Raw genomic sequence first — 15,274 nt, 5'->3', positions numbered from 1 at the left:
GCCGCCCACGTCAAGTTTGCTGACTCTGCCAGGACTCCAGATGAATCGTAATGACCTGCGTCGTGTCGACCTGAACCTGTTGATCGTTTTTGAAACATTGATGCACGAACGCAGCGTGACCCGTGCTGCGGAAAAACTGTTCCTCGGCCAGCCGGCCATCAGTGCGGCGCTCTCGCGCCTGCGCGGGTTGTTCGATGACCCGTTGTTTGTGCGTACCGGCCGCAGCATGGAGCCGTCCGCCCGGGCGATCGAGATTTTCGCCCTGCTCTCGCCGGCTCTGGATTCGATTTCCACCGCGGTCAGCCGTGCGGCCGAGTTCGATCCTGCCACAAGTACCGCCGTGTTCCGCATCGGCCTTTCGGACGACGTCGAATTCGCCTTGCTGCCCATGCTGCTCAAGCGCCTGCGTGCCGAATCACCGGGGATTGTGCTGGTGATACGCAGGGTCAACTACATCCTGATGCCAGGGTTGCTGGCCTCCGGTGAGATCTCCATCGGCGTCAGCTACACCACCGACCTGCCGGCCAACGCCAAGCGCAAGGTACTGCGCCGCAGTCAACCGAAGCTGTTGCGCGCCGACACCGTGCCGGGGCCATTGAGCCTGGATGATTACTGCGCGCGCCCCCATGCACTGGTGTCGTTCGCCGGCGACCTCAGCGGCTTTATAGATGAAGAACTGGAAAAGCTCGGGCGCAAACGTCATGTGGTGCTCGCGGTGCCGCAGTTCAATGGCTTGAGCACCTTGCTGGCCGGTACAGACATCGTCGCAACCGTGCCGGACTACACGGCCGACGCGCTGACGGCCGCAGGCGGTGTGCGCGCGGAGGATCCGCCGTTGCCGGTGCGCAGCTTTGAATTGCACATGGCCTGGCGCGGGTCGCAGGATAATGATCCGGGGGAGCGCTGGTTGCGGTCGCGGATTCAAATGTTCTTTGGGGATCCGGATAGTCTGTCCTGATCCTGTTTTGTGTGAAAGCTTGCGGCCCCTTCGCGGGCAAGCCCGCTCCCACAGGGATCACACTGTACTTGTGGGAGCGGGCTTCCCCGCGAAGCCCGCACCTCGGCTTCAAGACTGATTGATGCTTTTTCGGCAACACAGAATTGACATCAAGCCCATTGATAGCCCTCCAACCAAAGGCGCAATCTAGAGGGCTAGCCTTGGCCTTATATCATTCCGGATGATAGTTACCTTCGCCCCATTCGATTCGTGAGATACAAACCCGCCGCGCATCATTCGCCAATCTCAATACATTGGCGGATGCATCCATGGAACAGTCATTCAAACATTTGCGCTTCCCGTTGGCTTTGTTGGCCGTCGTGGTGATCAGCGCTTGCGGCAAGGCCCCGGAAACCGCCGCCTCCCTGCCCGCTGCCAAAGTCAGCGTGGCCAAGGTGCTGGAACAACCAGTCAACGAGTGGGACGAATTCACCGGGCGCCTGGAAGCGCCGGAAACCGTTGAAATCCGTCCTCGGGTTTCCGGCCAGATCGATGAAGTGGCATTCACTGAAGGCGCCCTGGTCAAGAAAGGCGACCTGCTGTTCCAGATCGACCCGCGTCCGTTCCAGGCCGAGGTCCGCCGCCTCGAAGCCCTGGTTGCACAATCGCGCGCCAATGCCACCCGCAGCGAAAACGAAGCCCAGCGCGGTGAACGCCTGCGCATCAGCAACGCCATTTCCGCCGAGCTGGCCGATTCGCGCACCAGCGCCGCCCAGGAAGCACGCGCCGCCGTCGGTGCGCTTCAGGCACAGCTCGACCTGGCCAAGCTCAACCTGAGCTTCACCCGCGTCACCGCACCGATCAGCGGCCGTGTCAGCCGTGCGGAAATCACCGCCGGCAACCTGGTGACCGCCGACACCACGCCGTTGACCAGCGTGGTCTCCACCGACAAGGTCTATGCCTACTTCGACGCGGACGAGCGTGTGTTCCTCAAGTACACCGAGCTCGCTCGCCAGGGCAAACGCGGCGCCACCACCCCGGTGTATATGGGCCTGTCCAATGAAGACGGCAACCCGCACCAGGGCGTGATGAACTTCGTCGACAACCAGGTCAACCCAAAGACCGGCACCATCCGTGGCCGCGCCGTGTTCGACAACAGCGATGGCAGCTACACCCCGGGCCTGTATGCACGCCTGAAACTGGTGGGCAGCGGCACCTACAGCGCCATGCTGATCAACGATGAAGCGGTCGGTACCGACTTGGGCAAGAAGTTCGTGATCGTGTTGGACGGCGACAACAAGACCGCCTACCGCGCGGTGGAACTGGGTCCGAAGATCGAAGGTTTGCGCATCGTGCGCAGTGGCCTGAACAAGGACGACACCATCATCGTCAAGGGGCTGCAGCGGGTACGTCCCGGCTCACCGGTCACCCCTGAAGTGATTCCGATGGCCAGCGAACAAACCCTCGCGGCACTCGCACAACAACGCCAAGCGCTGGAAGCCAGCAACCTGCCCCAAGTCGCGCCTGCCAAGGTCGCGCCGGGCACGGTTGTGAAACTGGCTGCCACGACCCCACGCGGTTAAGGGATTTTTACGATGAATTTTTCCCAATTCTTCATTTCGCGGCCGATCTTCGCAGCGGTGCTTTCGCTGCTGATCCTGATCGCCGGTGCGATCTCGCTGTTCCAGTTGCCGATCAGCGAATACCCGGAAGTCGTGCCGCCGACCGTGGTGGTGCGCGCCAACTTCCCCGGTGCCAACCCGAAAGTCATCGGTGAAACCGTGGCCGCTCCCCTGGAGCAGGCCATCACCGGCGTCGAGAACATGCTGTACATGTCCTCGCAGTCGACCGCCGACGGCAAGATCACCCTGACCATCACCTTTGCCCTGGGTACCGACCTGGACAACGCGCAGGTGCAGGTGCAGAACCGCGTGACCCGGACCGAGCCGAAACTTCCCGAGGAAGTGACGCGCATCGGTATCACCGTGGACAAGGCATCGCCCGACCTGACGATGGTGGTGCACCTGACCTCGCCGGACAAACGCTACGACATGCTCTACCTGTCCAACTACGCGATCCTCAACATCAAGGATGAGCTGGCGCGGCTGGGCGGTGTCGGTGACGTGCAGCTGTTCGGCATGGGCGACTACTCGCTGCGGGTCTGGCTCGACCCGAACAAGACCGCTTCGCGCAACCTGACCGCCACTGACGTTGTCACCGCCATTCGTGAGCAGAACCGCCAGGTGGCCGCCGGTGCATTGGGCGCTCCCCCTGCCCCGAATGCCCAAAGCTTCCAGCTGTCGGTCAACACTCAGGGCCGCCTGGTCAGTGAGGAAGAGTTCGAGAACATCATCATTCGCTCTGGCGACAACGGTGAAATCACCCGTCTGAAGGACATCGCTCGCGTAGAGCTGGGTTCCAGCCAGTACGCCCTGCGTTCGCTGCTGAACAATCAGCCGGCAGTGGCGATCCCGATCTTCCAGCGCCCGGGCTCCAACGCCATCGAGATCTCCAACGAAGTCCGGGCAAAAATGGCCGAGCTGAAGAAGGGCTTCCCTGAAGGCATGGACTTCAGCATCGTCTATGACCCGACGATCTTCGTGCGCGGCTCGATCGAGGCGGTGGTTCACACCCTCTTCGAAGCACTGATCCTCGTGGTGCTGGTGGTGATCCTGTTCCTGCAGACCTGGCGCGCCTCGATCATTCCATTGGTGGCTGTGCCGGTTTCGCTGATCGGTACCTTTGCCGTGATGCACCTGTTCGGCTTCTCGCTCAATGCCCTGTCACTGTTCGGCCTGGTATTGGCCATCGGTATCGTGGTCGACGACGCCATCGTGGTGGTGGAGAACGTCGAGCGGAACATCGAACTCGGATTGACCCCGATTGAAGCCACCAAGCGCGCCATGCGTGAAGTGACCGGCCCCATCATTGCCACGGCGCTGGTACTGTGTGCGGTGTTCGTTCCGGCGGCGTTCATCTCTGGGCTGACCGGGCAGTTCTACAAGCAGTTCGCCCTGACCATTGCGATTTCCACGGTGATCTCGGCCTTCAACTCCCTGACCCTGTCGCCGGCGCTGGCGGCGGTATTGCTCAAGGGCCACGACGCACCGAAAGACCGTTTCTCCAGGGTGCTGGACAAGATGTTTGGCGGCTGGTTGTTCCGCCCGTTCAACCGTTTCTTTGAAAAGGCCAGCCATGGTTATGTCGGCACCGTTGCCCGTGTGATCCGTTCAAGCGGCATCGCCCTGCTGCTGTACGCCGGCCTGATGGTCCTGACCTTCTTCGGATTCTCCAGCACCCCGACCGGTTTCGTACCCGGCCAGGACAAGCAATACCTGGTGGCCTTCGCCCAACTGCCGGACGCAGCGAGCCTGGACCGCACCGAAGACGTGATCAAGCGCATGTCCGACCTGGCCCTGAAGCAGCCTGGCGTGGAAAGCGCGGTGGCCTTCCCTGGCCTGTCGATCAACGGTTTCACCAACAGCCCGAACGCCGGCATCGTGTTCGTGACCCTCAAACCGTTCGACGAGCGCAAAGACCCGAGCATGTCCGCCGGTGCGATTGCCGGTGCCTTGAACGGCCAGTACGCGAACATCCAGGAAGCCTACATGGCGATCTTCCCGCCGCCGCCGGTGCAAGGCCTGGGCACCATTGGTGGTTTCCGCCTGCAGATCGAAGACCGGGGCAACCTGGGCTACGACGAGCTGTACAAGGAAACCATGAACATCATCGCCAAGAGCCACAACGTGCCGGAACTGGCCGGCCTGTTCACCAGCTACACGGTGAACGTGCCGCAGGTCGATGCCGCCATCGACCGGGAAAAAGCCAAGACCCACGGCGTGGCTGTCAGCGACATCTTCGACACCCTGCAGATCTACCTGGGTTCGCTGTATGCCAACGACTTCAACCGCTTCGGGCGCACCTATCAGGTCAACGTTCAGGCCGAACAGCAGTTCCGCCTCGAATCCGACCAGATCGGCCAATTGAAAGTGCGTAACAACAAAGGCGAGATGATCCCGCTGGCGACCTTCATCAAGGTCAGCGACACCTCGGGCCCCGACCGCGTGATGCACTACAACGGCTTCATCACCGCTGAAATCAACGGTGCGGCAGCTCCCGGCTACAGCTCCGGCCAGGCCGAAAAAGCCATCGAGAAACTGCTCAAGGAAGAACTTCCGAACGGCATGACCTACGAATGGACCGACCTGACCTACCAGCAGATCCTGTCCGGTAACACCGCGTTGTTCGTGTTCCCGCTCTGCGTCCTGCTGGCGTTCCTGGTACTGGCGGCCCAGTACGAAAGCTGGAGCCTGCCACTGGCGGTAATCCTGATCGTACCGATGACCCTGCTGTCGGCCATCACCGGTGTGATCGCCTCCGGCGGTGACAACAACATCTTCACCCAGATCGGCCTGATCGTACTGGTGGGCCTGGCGTGCAAGAACGCGATTCTGATCGTCGAGTTCGCCAAGGACAAACAGCTGGAGGGCCTCAACCCGCTGGCCGCGGTACTGGAAGCTTGCCGTCTGCGTCTGCGGCCGATCCTGATGACCTCCTTCGCGTTCATCATGGGTGTTGTGCCGTTGGTGTTCTCCAGCGGTGCCGGTGCCGAAATGCGTCACGCCATGGGTGTGGCGGTGTTCTCCGGGATGCTCGGGGTGACCTTCTTCGGTCTGTTGCTGACGCCAGTGTTCTACGTATTGATTCGTAACTTTGTCGAGCGTGGCCAGGCGCGCAAAGCCGCCAAGGTCGCCCTGAAGCTGGAGTCGCACTGATGAGTTTGAAAGCCTTCCTGCCGAGCCTGCTGGTCCTGGCCTTGAGTGCCTGTGCCGTGGGTCCGGATTACCAGACGCCCAACACCGAGGCGGCCAACATCACGGCCGCCACCGATGGCGCCGCCGGCCAGAAGAACTTTGACCGTTCGCGTTTCGAAGGCATCTGGTGGCAGCAGTTCGAAGACCCGACCCTCAACCAGTTGGTGACACAATCGCTCAAGGGCAACCGTGATTTGCGCGTCGCTTTTGCCCGCTGGAAAGCCGCACGGGCGATCCGCGATGACATCAGTAACGACAACTTGCCGGTCGTCACCAGCCGTGTCAGCAGTGACCTGGGCAAGGGCCAGATTCCGGGCCAGACCACCGACCGGGTCAACAGCGAACGCTACGACCTGGGCCTGGACATGGCCTGGGAGATCGATCTGTTCGGCCGCATCCAGCGCAACCTGGAATCGGCGAATGCCGAGCAACAGTCGCTTGAAGCCGATCTGTACCAGCTTCAGGTGAGCATGATTGCCGAACTGGTGGATGCCTACGGTCAACTGCGTGGAGCGCAACTGCGGGAAAAGATCGCCCTGGCCAACCTGGAGAACCAGCAGGAGTCGCGCAAGATCACCATCAACCTGCGTGATGCCGGTGTCGGCGATCAACTCGATGTGGAACGTGCCGATGCGCGACTGGCGTCTGTCGAAGCCAGCGTGCCGCAATTGCAGGCCGAGCAGGTTCGGGAGAAGAACCGTATCGCCACGCTGCTGGGCGAGCGTCCGGACAAGCTGACCGTGGACCTGAGCCCGAAAGACTTGCCGGCGATTGCCAAGGCTTTGCCGATCGGGAATCCGGGTGAGCTGCTGCAACGTCGCCCGGACATTCGCAGTGCCGAGCGCCAATTGGCGTCAGCCACGGCGCGGATCGGCGTGGCCAAGGCCGACCTGTTCCCGCAAGTCAGCCTCAGCGGCTTCCTTGGTTTCACCGCCGGGCGCGGTTCGCAAATCGGCTCCTCGGCGGCCAACGCCTGGGCGCTCGGCCCGAGCATCACCTGGGCAGCGTTTGACCTGGGCAGCGTGCGCGCCCGTTTGCGCGCCGCCGACGCCGATGCCGAAGGCGCCCTGGCAACGTACGAGCAGCAAGTGTTGCTGGCCCTGGAAGAATCGGAAAACGCGTTCAGCGACTACGGCAAGCGCCAGCAGCGCCTGATCTCGCTGATTCGCCAGAGCGAGTCCAGCCGTTCCGCTGCCGATCTCGCCGAGATTCGCTACCGCGAAGGCACCGCCGATTTCCTCGTGCTGCTGGACGCCCAGCGTGAACGCCTGGCGGCCGAAGACACCCAGGCCCAGGCCGAAGTCGATCTGTATCGCGGCATCGTCGCCATCTACAAGGCCCTCGGTGGCGGCTGGCAGCCTGAGACGGTCGCCAGCAATTAACCCGATGGTTTAAAGCGCTCCTTTGGTTGGCCGCAACCAACCAATTCCTTTGCCCTGCGTCTCATTCGGTCGCGGGGTTTTTTTTGGGTTCTTCACGCATTTCCGGGGAACTGTAGGAGCCAGCCTGCTGGCGATGGACTCAAGTGCGCCGCGTTTATCCAGTTCACACGCGTAATCGTTGACGACCATCGCTGCGATGCGGCGACCCGACAAGCCAGCTCCCACAGGGGACCGCGTCCGAGTCAAAACCAGCGAAAGCCCAAAAAAAGGTTCTTCACGGAACCTTTTTTACCTTTCCAGGGCAATGCAGATCCCTTGTGGGAGCGAGCTTGCTCGCGATGGACTCAAGAGCGCGGCGTTTAGTCGGTAAGCACGCGGTATCGTTAACGACCATCGCGAGCAAGCTCGCTCCTACAGAGGGCGGTTATTATTGGTCTTTGGATTTTTGGTTTTCCTGGACGGTCACGGTGGCCGTGGTCCCCGCCCTGAGTTTGTCTTTACCGGCATAGTCGGCATCGATCTCGATCCGCACCGGCACCCGCTGCGCCAGTTTGACCCAGGTGTAACTGGGGTTGATGCTGGCCAACAGGCGACCGCCCGGCAGGTTTTCCCGGTCGGCAATGGCAAAGGCAATGCTCTGCACTTTGCCGCCGAAGGTTTCGCCACTCATCAACTCGATCCTGACCCGGTCGCCCTCGCCGATCCGCGGCAACTTGGTTTCTTCAAAGTAACCGCTGACATAGAACGAATCGCTGTCCACCAGCGCCAGCAGTGGCCCCCCGGCCGAGGCGTAGTCGCCCTCCCGGGTCAGCAGGTTGGTGACATAGCCCGTCACCGGGGAGACGACATGGGTGCGCTGCAAATCAAGCTCCGACTGGGTCAAGGCCGCGATGGCCAGTTGCACGTTGGCCTGGGCCAACACCAGGTTGGCCTGATTTCGCAGCAGATCCGCCTGGGCCACCGACACATCGGTGTTGGCTTTTTCCCACTCTTCGCCGGAAATCGCCGAACGGTCCTTGAGCGTGCGCCGCCGTTGCTCCTCGCTTTGACGCTGCTTGAGCAAGGCCTCGCTGGCGGTAATGGACGCCTGGGCCTGCCCAAGTGAGGCTTTCGACACCTCGACGGCACGCTTGGCATGCTCCACCGCCAAGGTGTAACGCGCCGGATCGATCTCCAGCAGCGCCTGGCCCTTGTTCACATGCTGGTTGTCCTGCACGGCCAGGCTGACGATTCGCCCCGAAACATCGGCGGACAGGGTCACCACATCGGCACGCACCCGGGCATCCCGGGTCCAGGGGGCACGGGTGTAATGCTCCCAGGCGAACCAGCCCAGGATCAAGGCCAGCAGTACCACCGCCAGCGTCGTGAGTCGGGGAAGGATGTTCTTCAAGGCATCAGACTCCCATCACCAGTATCAACGTGGCGCAAACGCAGACGTACAACGCGCCTTCGAACAAGGCCTCATGCCAGACGAACTGCAGCACACCGAGGCGGCGCAGCACCCAGTCCAGCAACAGGAAAATCGGCAAGCCCAGCAGCAACGCCTGGGCAATCGGGGGCAGATAGGCGCCACCCACTTCCAGATCAATGGGCAAGGACAGGGTCTCCTTCAATGCCGGAGGGTTGAAAGTAGCCGCGATAACGCTCGACGAACGACACCACGATCAACAGCGCCACGCGCATACGGAACACTGACCACAAGCGCTCATGGACATCGGTATGCAGGGCATCCAGTTCGTCACCCAGGGCGTGCAGGCTATCGAGTACCCGGGTCACTTCGACCCCGGGCCGGCCAGCGACCAGCCTGCCCGTTTCCCGGACGGTGGAAAACAGGCGACTTTGCAGATCCGGACTCAACAATGCATTGTTCTGCCCCTGCTGTCTGAGCTGATTCAAGGCAATCCCCAGCGCCATGCAGGCCAGGCTGACTTGAAACCGCTCATGGGATTGTGGCTCCTGCGTTGCCGGCAGCAACCCCAGCATCATGGTCAGGCGATCAACCATGCGGCTCTCGAAAGCAAATTGCTGTTCATCGGTCGGCGCGGTTTTCAGCAAGGCGTACACCTGCTCGCCGTTCTCTTTATAGAGCCGCCTCATGCGCAAATCCGGTCTGAACGGAAAAATCAGCGCATAGACGCTGAACGCCAGCACGGTCGCGCAGGTATAGGCCCCGGCAAATTCGAACCACTGGATGGCGGTGTTTTGACCGATCCCCACGTTCAACGGACCGAGCAGCAGAAAAGTCGTGAGCCCCAGACCAATGCCGGTGCCTGTCGTGGCCGGGCTGGCCAGCCCCACTGCAACGGCATAGAGCAAGGGCGCCAACAGCAAGGCAAGCATCTCGAAATTGCTGACCATCGGCACGAACAGAAACTGCAGGAGCGCCGAGGCCACCAGTGCCAGCCCGAATCCCCTCGCGTAGCTTTGCACGGCCAGCAGCGGTCTTGGAAAGGTCGACATCAGCGAGCAAAGGATGCCCACCAGCACCATCCCGCCTCGCGCACCGTCCCAGCCGGTTTCGATCCAGATCAGGCCGCAAATCAACAGCGCGGAAAAAGCCCGGATGGCATTCATGGTCGCCAGGGTGAAGTCCAGATGCAGCGGATTTTCCCGCCCGCGAAACACGCTGCTGGCCGGTCGCCCGCTCTGGATGGCGTCACTCAATTCCAGAATCTGCTCCAGCTGCTGCAGCAGGCGAGCCTGCTCCCAGCGCAGCGACCAGGCCAGCGAGCGCAAGGTGGCCGGCAGCGGCTCGGTCAATTGTTCGGCCCTGTAGGCCAGCTCATCAAAGCGTTGTTGCAACGACGTGAAGTGATGGCGCTTGTCACTGGAAAGCGAACGCCCTTCCCGCGCCAGCTCATCGAGAAACGCCAGTTCTTCGGCCCGCAAACGTTGAATTTCCTCGGGCAACTCGCCCTCCCAACGCTCGGTCAACAGCAGCCGCTGGTGGCGCAGGGCGGTCAACCGCGCGGTCAACAACACCAGTTGGTTGCCCAGTAGTTGCACCAGGCCGTTGGCACTGCGCAACCGCGGCGCATCGAAGTACATGTGCCGGCGCACGCCCTCCAGACCGCTGATCTGGCCCAACAGCTGCATTTGTCGCTGCTGGAAATCGGCTTCGCTCTCTTCGGTGCGGATGACGGCGCTGGCATGGGTGGCCAGCAACCGGATGATCTTGTCGATCCTGGCGAAGTAGTCACGGGCCACGGCTTCAGGCCTGGCGGTCAGCAGGCTGACCAGACACACACAGGCCACCGCCAGCAAGGTCTCGGTGACGCGGGTCACCGCCAGCAGAAACATGCCGTCCTGATCCGGCACCGCCAGCAAGGCAACCACCACGGCGGTGTAGCCGCTGAGGACAAACGCCTGGGAACTGGTATAGCGCAACAAGGTGCCACCGGCGGTGCACAACGCCAGCCACAATGCCAGGGTGGTGATGAACGGCAGCGGAGCCTGGGGAAAGATCGCCATGATCAACACCGCCACGGCCGCGCCCAACGTGGTGCCGATCACCTGGCCAAAACTGCGGGCCAGCACCATGCCCCCCAGTGGCTGGCTGATGATGACCACAGCCATGATCGACCACTTGGGTTGGTCCAGATCGAACAAAAACGCCAGGTACAGGGTCAACAAACCGGCCGCGATGGTTCGCAAGGCAAACAGCAACACCCCGGGGCCGGGGTTGAGCATGGCTTTGAAGTATTGCAGCAGCGCTTGCATGGGAAAGCCTGTCGGACTGTCTCCAGCAAGCGTAGTCATTTGTGCGGCGCCTCGACAGGAATCCCTGCCGAGGCGATATTCAGGTTTACTGGTTGGCCCGCTCGCCGCTCAGAGGGAAAGCAATGCCTGTACTATTAGTTGCTGCTTTCTGCATCGGAAGTTTAACATTTGAACCATGTTTAGGAGTGCTTAGTGCAACACTTCTGCCGATGGCTGTTGGGTTGGGGTAGAAGATCTTGTTAGCGTCATAAGCGCCTAGTATTTTTTCCGGCGGAATGTCATTTGGGTAGTTGATTTCGTAGGCCTTTTTCCTAAGTTTTGAACCAGGATTAGTTGCCAGCTCTTTATTATAATACATATGAAAACCTTCTATATCTCGACCATCAACGACATACGTATATCCTCCTCTTTTGCCCCCATAATAAGCCGCCCCCAGTCTACCACCACTGTAATAAGCAGAGGTTGATATTCCCTTCCCGTCCAGACCAAGTGCGTTTGCATCTCCGCCAAAACCACCCTGCATTCCATTAATCTGCTTTATATCCGTATATTCCTTGCGCAACTTGAAGCCCTCCTCAAAAATTTCGCTTGGCGGACGCATATCCCCTCGCATGACGACCCCCCTATACACATAACCCTTTGATGGCCCACCAAAATACGTCACCCCTGTTCTATCCATTAATTTTTGCGCAACCTTCGGTCCACGATTCAATCGCATAAACTTGTTTGCAGTTCGATGATTTATAAACTTCCAGTCAACCTTTGAAAGTATCTCCAAGATATCCTTCTCCACAGGAGCGACCCATCTAGGTATTTTTTTACTGCTTCCAGAATGGGATTTTTTGGCTTTTTTTCCGATAAATATTTAGCTACATCATCTGACACACGCCCTGACGAAGCCATCCGCTCGATTACTTCATTGCCAATTTTTTGTATGAAGACTTGGGAATAGCTTTACCAGCCACTTTCCCTATAAATGGCCCGACAAGTTCGAAAATGGCTCCACGTAACGCATTGGCCTTGTGTTGCGCTGCCAGGCCCGGATCGTCCTCCAGTTCACCTCGTACATAAGTTGCCCCTACCGAGCCAAAGCCTAACAACATCGACATTCCCGCTGCTAGAGCACCAGGGCCAGGAATAAATGCGGTGCACATCGACAGCATGGCAAGTGCATCGGACACCAATGCCAAAATGGCATCTGTCATGCGCTCGGCGAAGGTTGAGGTCAACGTGTCTATGGCAGCCTTGACCTGATCACCTTGTCTTTTGTAAAGCTCCTCATAAATCGCTTCGACATCACTGTCTGGCCATCCAAACAGAATAGGTTCATAGGATAACTTTCCATCTATCTTTTTTGCGAAAAATGAAGGAAGGTTAAATATGTTAAAAAAATCCAATGGTTCCAGTTCTAATTTTTCAGGATCGATAAAACCCAGGCTGTACTTGAAGTCATATTCGCCCCGCCCCAAAAGTTCATTCAGAGCAATTCGCATGGACAAATTACCTCGCAGCTCTGGAAACTGCTCGATTGACTTCGTTCTTTGTCTCAATTCGGGAGGGTGCTCGATCACCGTGCTGTTCCCACCCAAAAAAACGAACAACCCCCCTGAATTACTCCAGTCTTGCAAATAAACGGCGTTACTCACTTTGTGAGGAGTACTGAGACCACCATCACGAATCGAGATCGTTTGCGCCTTGATCTTGCCATCAAGAAACTTCTTTGCAATATTCTTGTTTTGCGCCGTGCCCTTACCTTCCTGCAGGAATACTTTCAGGGCGCGTTCCAGTTCTTTTTGCTTGCCAACCCTCCAAAAATCAAAAACATCTGGCTGTGAAAGTATTCCCTGCGCGTGCTCGTTATACAATTCCAGAAGATCCATCTCGTCAACTTGCGCAATAAACTGCGACGTGTAACGATCAGGCCACGATATGGTAATTGATTTGCCGTTCGCTTCTTTTTTATGTTGCCCCGTAAATAATTGTGCCAGATTATATCTTTTCCTAATATGCTCTCCAGGCGTGTGCTTCTCTGGCAACCCTCGAAACCAAACTGTGAATTTGGTTTTATAATTCAGCGTTGACTTTATGTCCTTCGGCAGATTCGAACCAGCAATGGTTTCCTCGATGACTGTCCGTATAAAAACTGAAGGATCGGAAACCTTTTGCAGGCCTTCAAGCGTATTGATGAATCTGTCAGCTGCCTGACCAATCGTCATACCAGGAGCTATTTCCTCGTCCGGGCGACCTGTTGCGTGAGCGTTTAATGAGTGTTGTCCCGCCTCAATTAGCCAACGAGCAGAAGCATGTGCGGATACGCCTTTTTCATTTGTTTGCATGTTACCGCCCAGGCTTCGTTTCCTGCGCACGCCACCATGGATGTCATCAGTTTCCACCTGAGCTGAAGCATGCTCCGTGGTTGAACCTCCTCCTGAATATTCCTCGAACTCCTCGAACTCTTCGTGAGCATCGGCAGCCGCCAACTGGATAATTTCTTCGAGATAATCCTGGTAAGTTACATCGGCACTACCCTGGACGGTCTGTTTTAAAAGCGCCTCGATATCTTCTATCAGCTGTGGATCGTCGCCCGGATCAAGATAGTCGGATTCGCTGATACGCTGTAGAACCCTGGCTGCAAAGTCTGGCTGTTCATCAAGGAGCTCAGTGATGCCCTCTATTGTATTTTCATGAACAACGAATGCTTCATCAGGTTCAAAGTCAGGTTTTGAGTTCGATTGTCTTGCTTCGGCAGTTTCGTCATTGGCAGGCAGAAACCAACTGATGTAAAAGTTGCTGATCGCCATGTAGGCAACAAAGACTCCCGCGGGAACATGCGAATTGCGCTCTATCAAGTCTCCCGTTCGGCTCAGGACCGCGACGCCCGTGCTGAGCAAACGCCCACTCATTGCACTCAGCCAATTGCCCAGTTGCTCTCCCAGTGCGTCCATGTCGGGCATACGGGACCAGAATGAATCGGAGGGCAGAGCTTCGGTTGTCGGGCTGTAGACTTGTTCATTCAGCAGAACTTTAACCACATCCAGATCTTCGGCATAAGCGCTGTTCCAGGGCGTAATGCTGTTGATGGCCCGGGTTAAAACGCCGTCCAACTGTGCGGCAAACTGTTCGAACGAATGGGAGGCGGCATCGGGTTGATGTCCCGACAAATCAGCCGAGGATGCCGGCAGATCTTCGGTTGCCCCCCTGCTCGTCTGGTCGTCTTGTGTCGAAGCCGGTCGACCGATTGCAATATGCCTGCTGTCCAATCTCAACGCCCCGAACGAATCCAGCACATTGCAGACCCACAAAAGCCTGGCAGCAAAACCCTCGGGAATGCTCGAACCTTTTGTGCTGACGTTCAAGTAAAAGTCGGCGTTGCGCTCGAATGCCTGCAAGGTCGATAGCAGAGGCGTGGACTTCTCGGTGGTTGGCTTTGCATCTTGCGCGGGTTCCGATGAGTTCATCGGCGTTGAAAATGAAATCGGTCGCTCGAGCGGGCTTTCCAGCCAGCGAGGGTCGATCAGCCACTCCTGCCAAGTCTGTTTATACTCTTCAGCAGGTTTAAGCTGATTGCAGATCGCCTCTACCTCTATCGCAAAGCGGTCCGGCCACCGCACTCGCTCGCTTTGTAGCGGCTTGCGCAGTTCATCAAGGAACTTGACCAACTGCTGATGCGCGTCCTTGGGAGAAGGCCGAACAACGCACGCGTCTTCAAGCATCATCAGGGCGCTTTTGAGCACGCTTTCACCTGAACGACGAATATAGGTCCGGGCTTGCTGTGTAATTTGCTTGAGAGCCGCCCACTGAGAGTCTGTAAGCAACTCGTTGTTTGCGATTCGTTCATTCACCAGCGCTGTTAAACGATCCAGCTGAGACTGGATAAAGCCAATCACCCGCTCGGTGTTTTGTCCACTCGTAAACCTGATGTTTTCACCCAGCGCCGCCTGCCATTGGCCGGGCGGCAAATGACAAACCACATCAACTATTGTTTTCAAACGATCGTCGTTCGTCGATCCCAATTGTCGGATCGAACGAAACATTGCGTCTGCAAATAGATCGGCAATGGCTTTGCCAGTGTTCGTTTGCAAAATACCGCTTCTCAGAACAGCTAGCATTTCTTGCTCGGTAAGAGACGCCGTCTGCAATTGCGCCTTGAGTTCTGACCACTGCTGTTCGAGATCATCCTGACTGGTGAAGCGATCTTCGAAGGCGTTGCGTGCGAGCATTGGGGGTGAACTATCGACACTAGCGCCCGTGGACCTTGCAGGTGCACGACCGGACTTGTGCAGAACCAGGGGCGTGTTCTCGGTATGCCGGACCTCGTCGGAAACCAACGTTCTATTCATTTGATCGCAGGTTAAAGAGGTTGTGGATGGCGCATGAATGATGCTTGTGACGCTAGGAGGGAGAGGCACTCGGGATTTTCC

Annotated in this window: 9 protein-coding genes; 4 read left to right on the top strand and 5 right to left on the bottom strand. The window is 58.2% G+C overall.

Annotated features, from left to right (window positions below):
• Positions 1-40 precede the first annotated feature (40 nt).
• The 4 genes from PPUTUW4_RS12900 to PPUTUW4_RS12885 all read left to right on the top strand — a co-directional run bounded on the left by PPUTUW4_RS12900 (position 41) and on the right by PPUTUW4_RS12885 (position 7,133).
• Positions 41-958 carry a LysR family transcriptional regulator gene (locus PPUTUW4_RS12900; protein ID WP_015095044.1) on the top strand — a complete coding sequence of 306 codons (918 nt, stop codon included), beginning with the start codon at positions 41-43 and terminating at the stop codon, positions 956-958.
• A 308-nt stretch (positions 959-1,266) separates the two neighbouring features.
• Complete coding sequence (mexE, locus tag PPUTUW4_RS12895) at positions 1,267-2,520, top strand: multidrug efflux RND transporter periplasmic adaptor subunit MexE (protein WP_015095043.1); 1,254 nt, start codon at positions 1,267-1,269, stop codon at positions 2,518-2,520.
• Positions 2,521-2,532: 12 nt separating this feature from the next.
• On the top strand, positions 2,533-5,712 hold the full coding sequence (locus PPUTUW4_RS12890; protein ID WP_015095042.1) for an efflux RND transporter permease subunit: 3,180 nt from the start codon (positions 2,533-2,535) through the stop codon (positions 5,710-5,712).
• On the top strand, positions 5,712-7,133 hold the full coding sequence (locus PPUTUW4_RS12885; RefSeq protein ID WP_041474859.1) for a TolC family protein: 1,422 nt from the start codon (positions 5,712-5,714) through the stop codon (positions 7,131-7,133). The genes PPUTUW4_RS12890 and PPUTUW4_RS12885 overlap by 1 nt, the downstream gene beginning before the upstream one ends.
• A 427-nt stretch (positions 7,134-7,560) precedes the next feature.
• On the opposite strand, the gene PPUTUW4_RS12880 is transcribed toward PPUTUW4_RS12885, so the two are convergent.
• The 5 genes from PPUTUW4_RS12880 to PPUTUW4_RS12865 form a co-directional block, all read right to left on the bottom strand.
• Positions 7,561-8,523 carry an HlyD family secretion protein gene (locus PPUTUW4_RS12880; RefSeq protein ID WP_015095040.1) on the bottom strand — a complete coding sequence of 321 codons (963 nt, stop codon included), beginning with the start codon at positions 8,521-8,523 and terminating at the stop codon, positions 7,561-7,563.
• 4 nt (positions 8,524-8,527) lie between these two features.
• Positions 8,528-8,728 carry a DUF1656 domain-containing protein gene (locus PPUTUW4_RS12875; protein ID WP_015095039.1) on the bottom strand — a complete coding sequence of 67 codons (201 nt, stop codon included), beginning with the start codon at positions 8,726-8,728 and terminating at the stop codon, positions 8,528-8,530.
• Positions 8,718-10,853 carry an FUSC family protein gene (locus PPUTUW4_RS12870; RefSeq protein ID WP_015095038.1) on the bottom strand — a complete coding sequence of 712 codons (2,136 nt, stop codon included), beginning with the start codon at positions 10,851-10,853 and terminating at the stop codon, positions 8,718-8,720. The genes PPUTUW4_RS12875 and PPUTUW4_RS12870 overlap by 11 nt, the downstream gene beginning before the upstream one ends.
• A gap of 85 nt (positions 10,854-10,938) precedes the next feature.
• Complete coding sequence (locus PPUTUW4_RS29215; protein ID WP_144443092.1) at positions 10,939-11,631, bottom strand: hypothetical protein; 693 nt, start codon at positions 11,629-11,631, stop codon at positions 10,939-10,941.
• Between the two features lie 133 nt (positions 11,632-11,764).
• Positions 11,765-15,073, bottom strand: a complete 3,309-nt coding sequence (locus tag PPUTUW4_RS12865) for a hypothetical protein (RefSeq protein ID WP_041474858.1) — start codon at positions 15,071-15,073, stop codon at positions 11,765-11,767.
• Positions 15,074-15,274: the final 201 nt, after the last annotated feature.

It is taken from the genome of Pseudomonas sp. UW4, from assembly GCF_000316175.1.
In the GTDB taxonomy this organism is placed as follows: domain Bacteria; phylum Pseudomonadota; class Gammaproteobacteria; order Pseudomonadales; family Pseudomonadaceae; genus Aquipseudomonas; species Aquipseudomonas laurylsulfatiphila.
The sequence above is the reverse complement of the archived record's forward strand: the minus strand, read 5'-3'. Positions and strand labels throughout refer to the sequence as shown.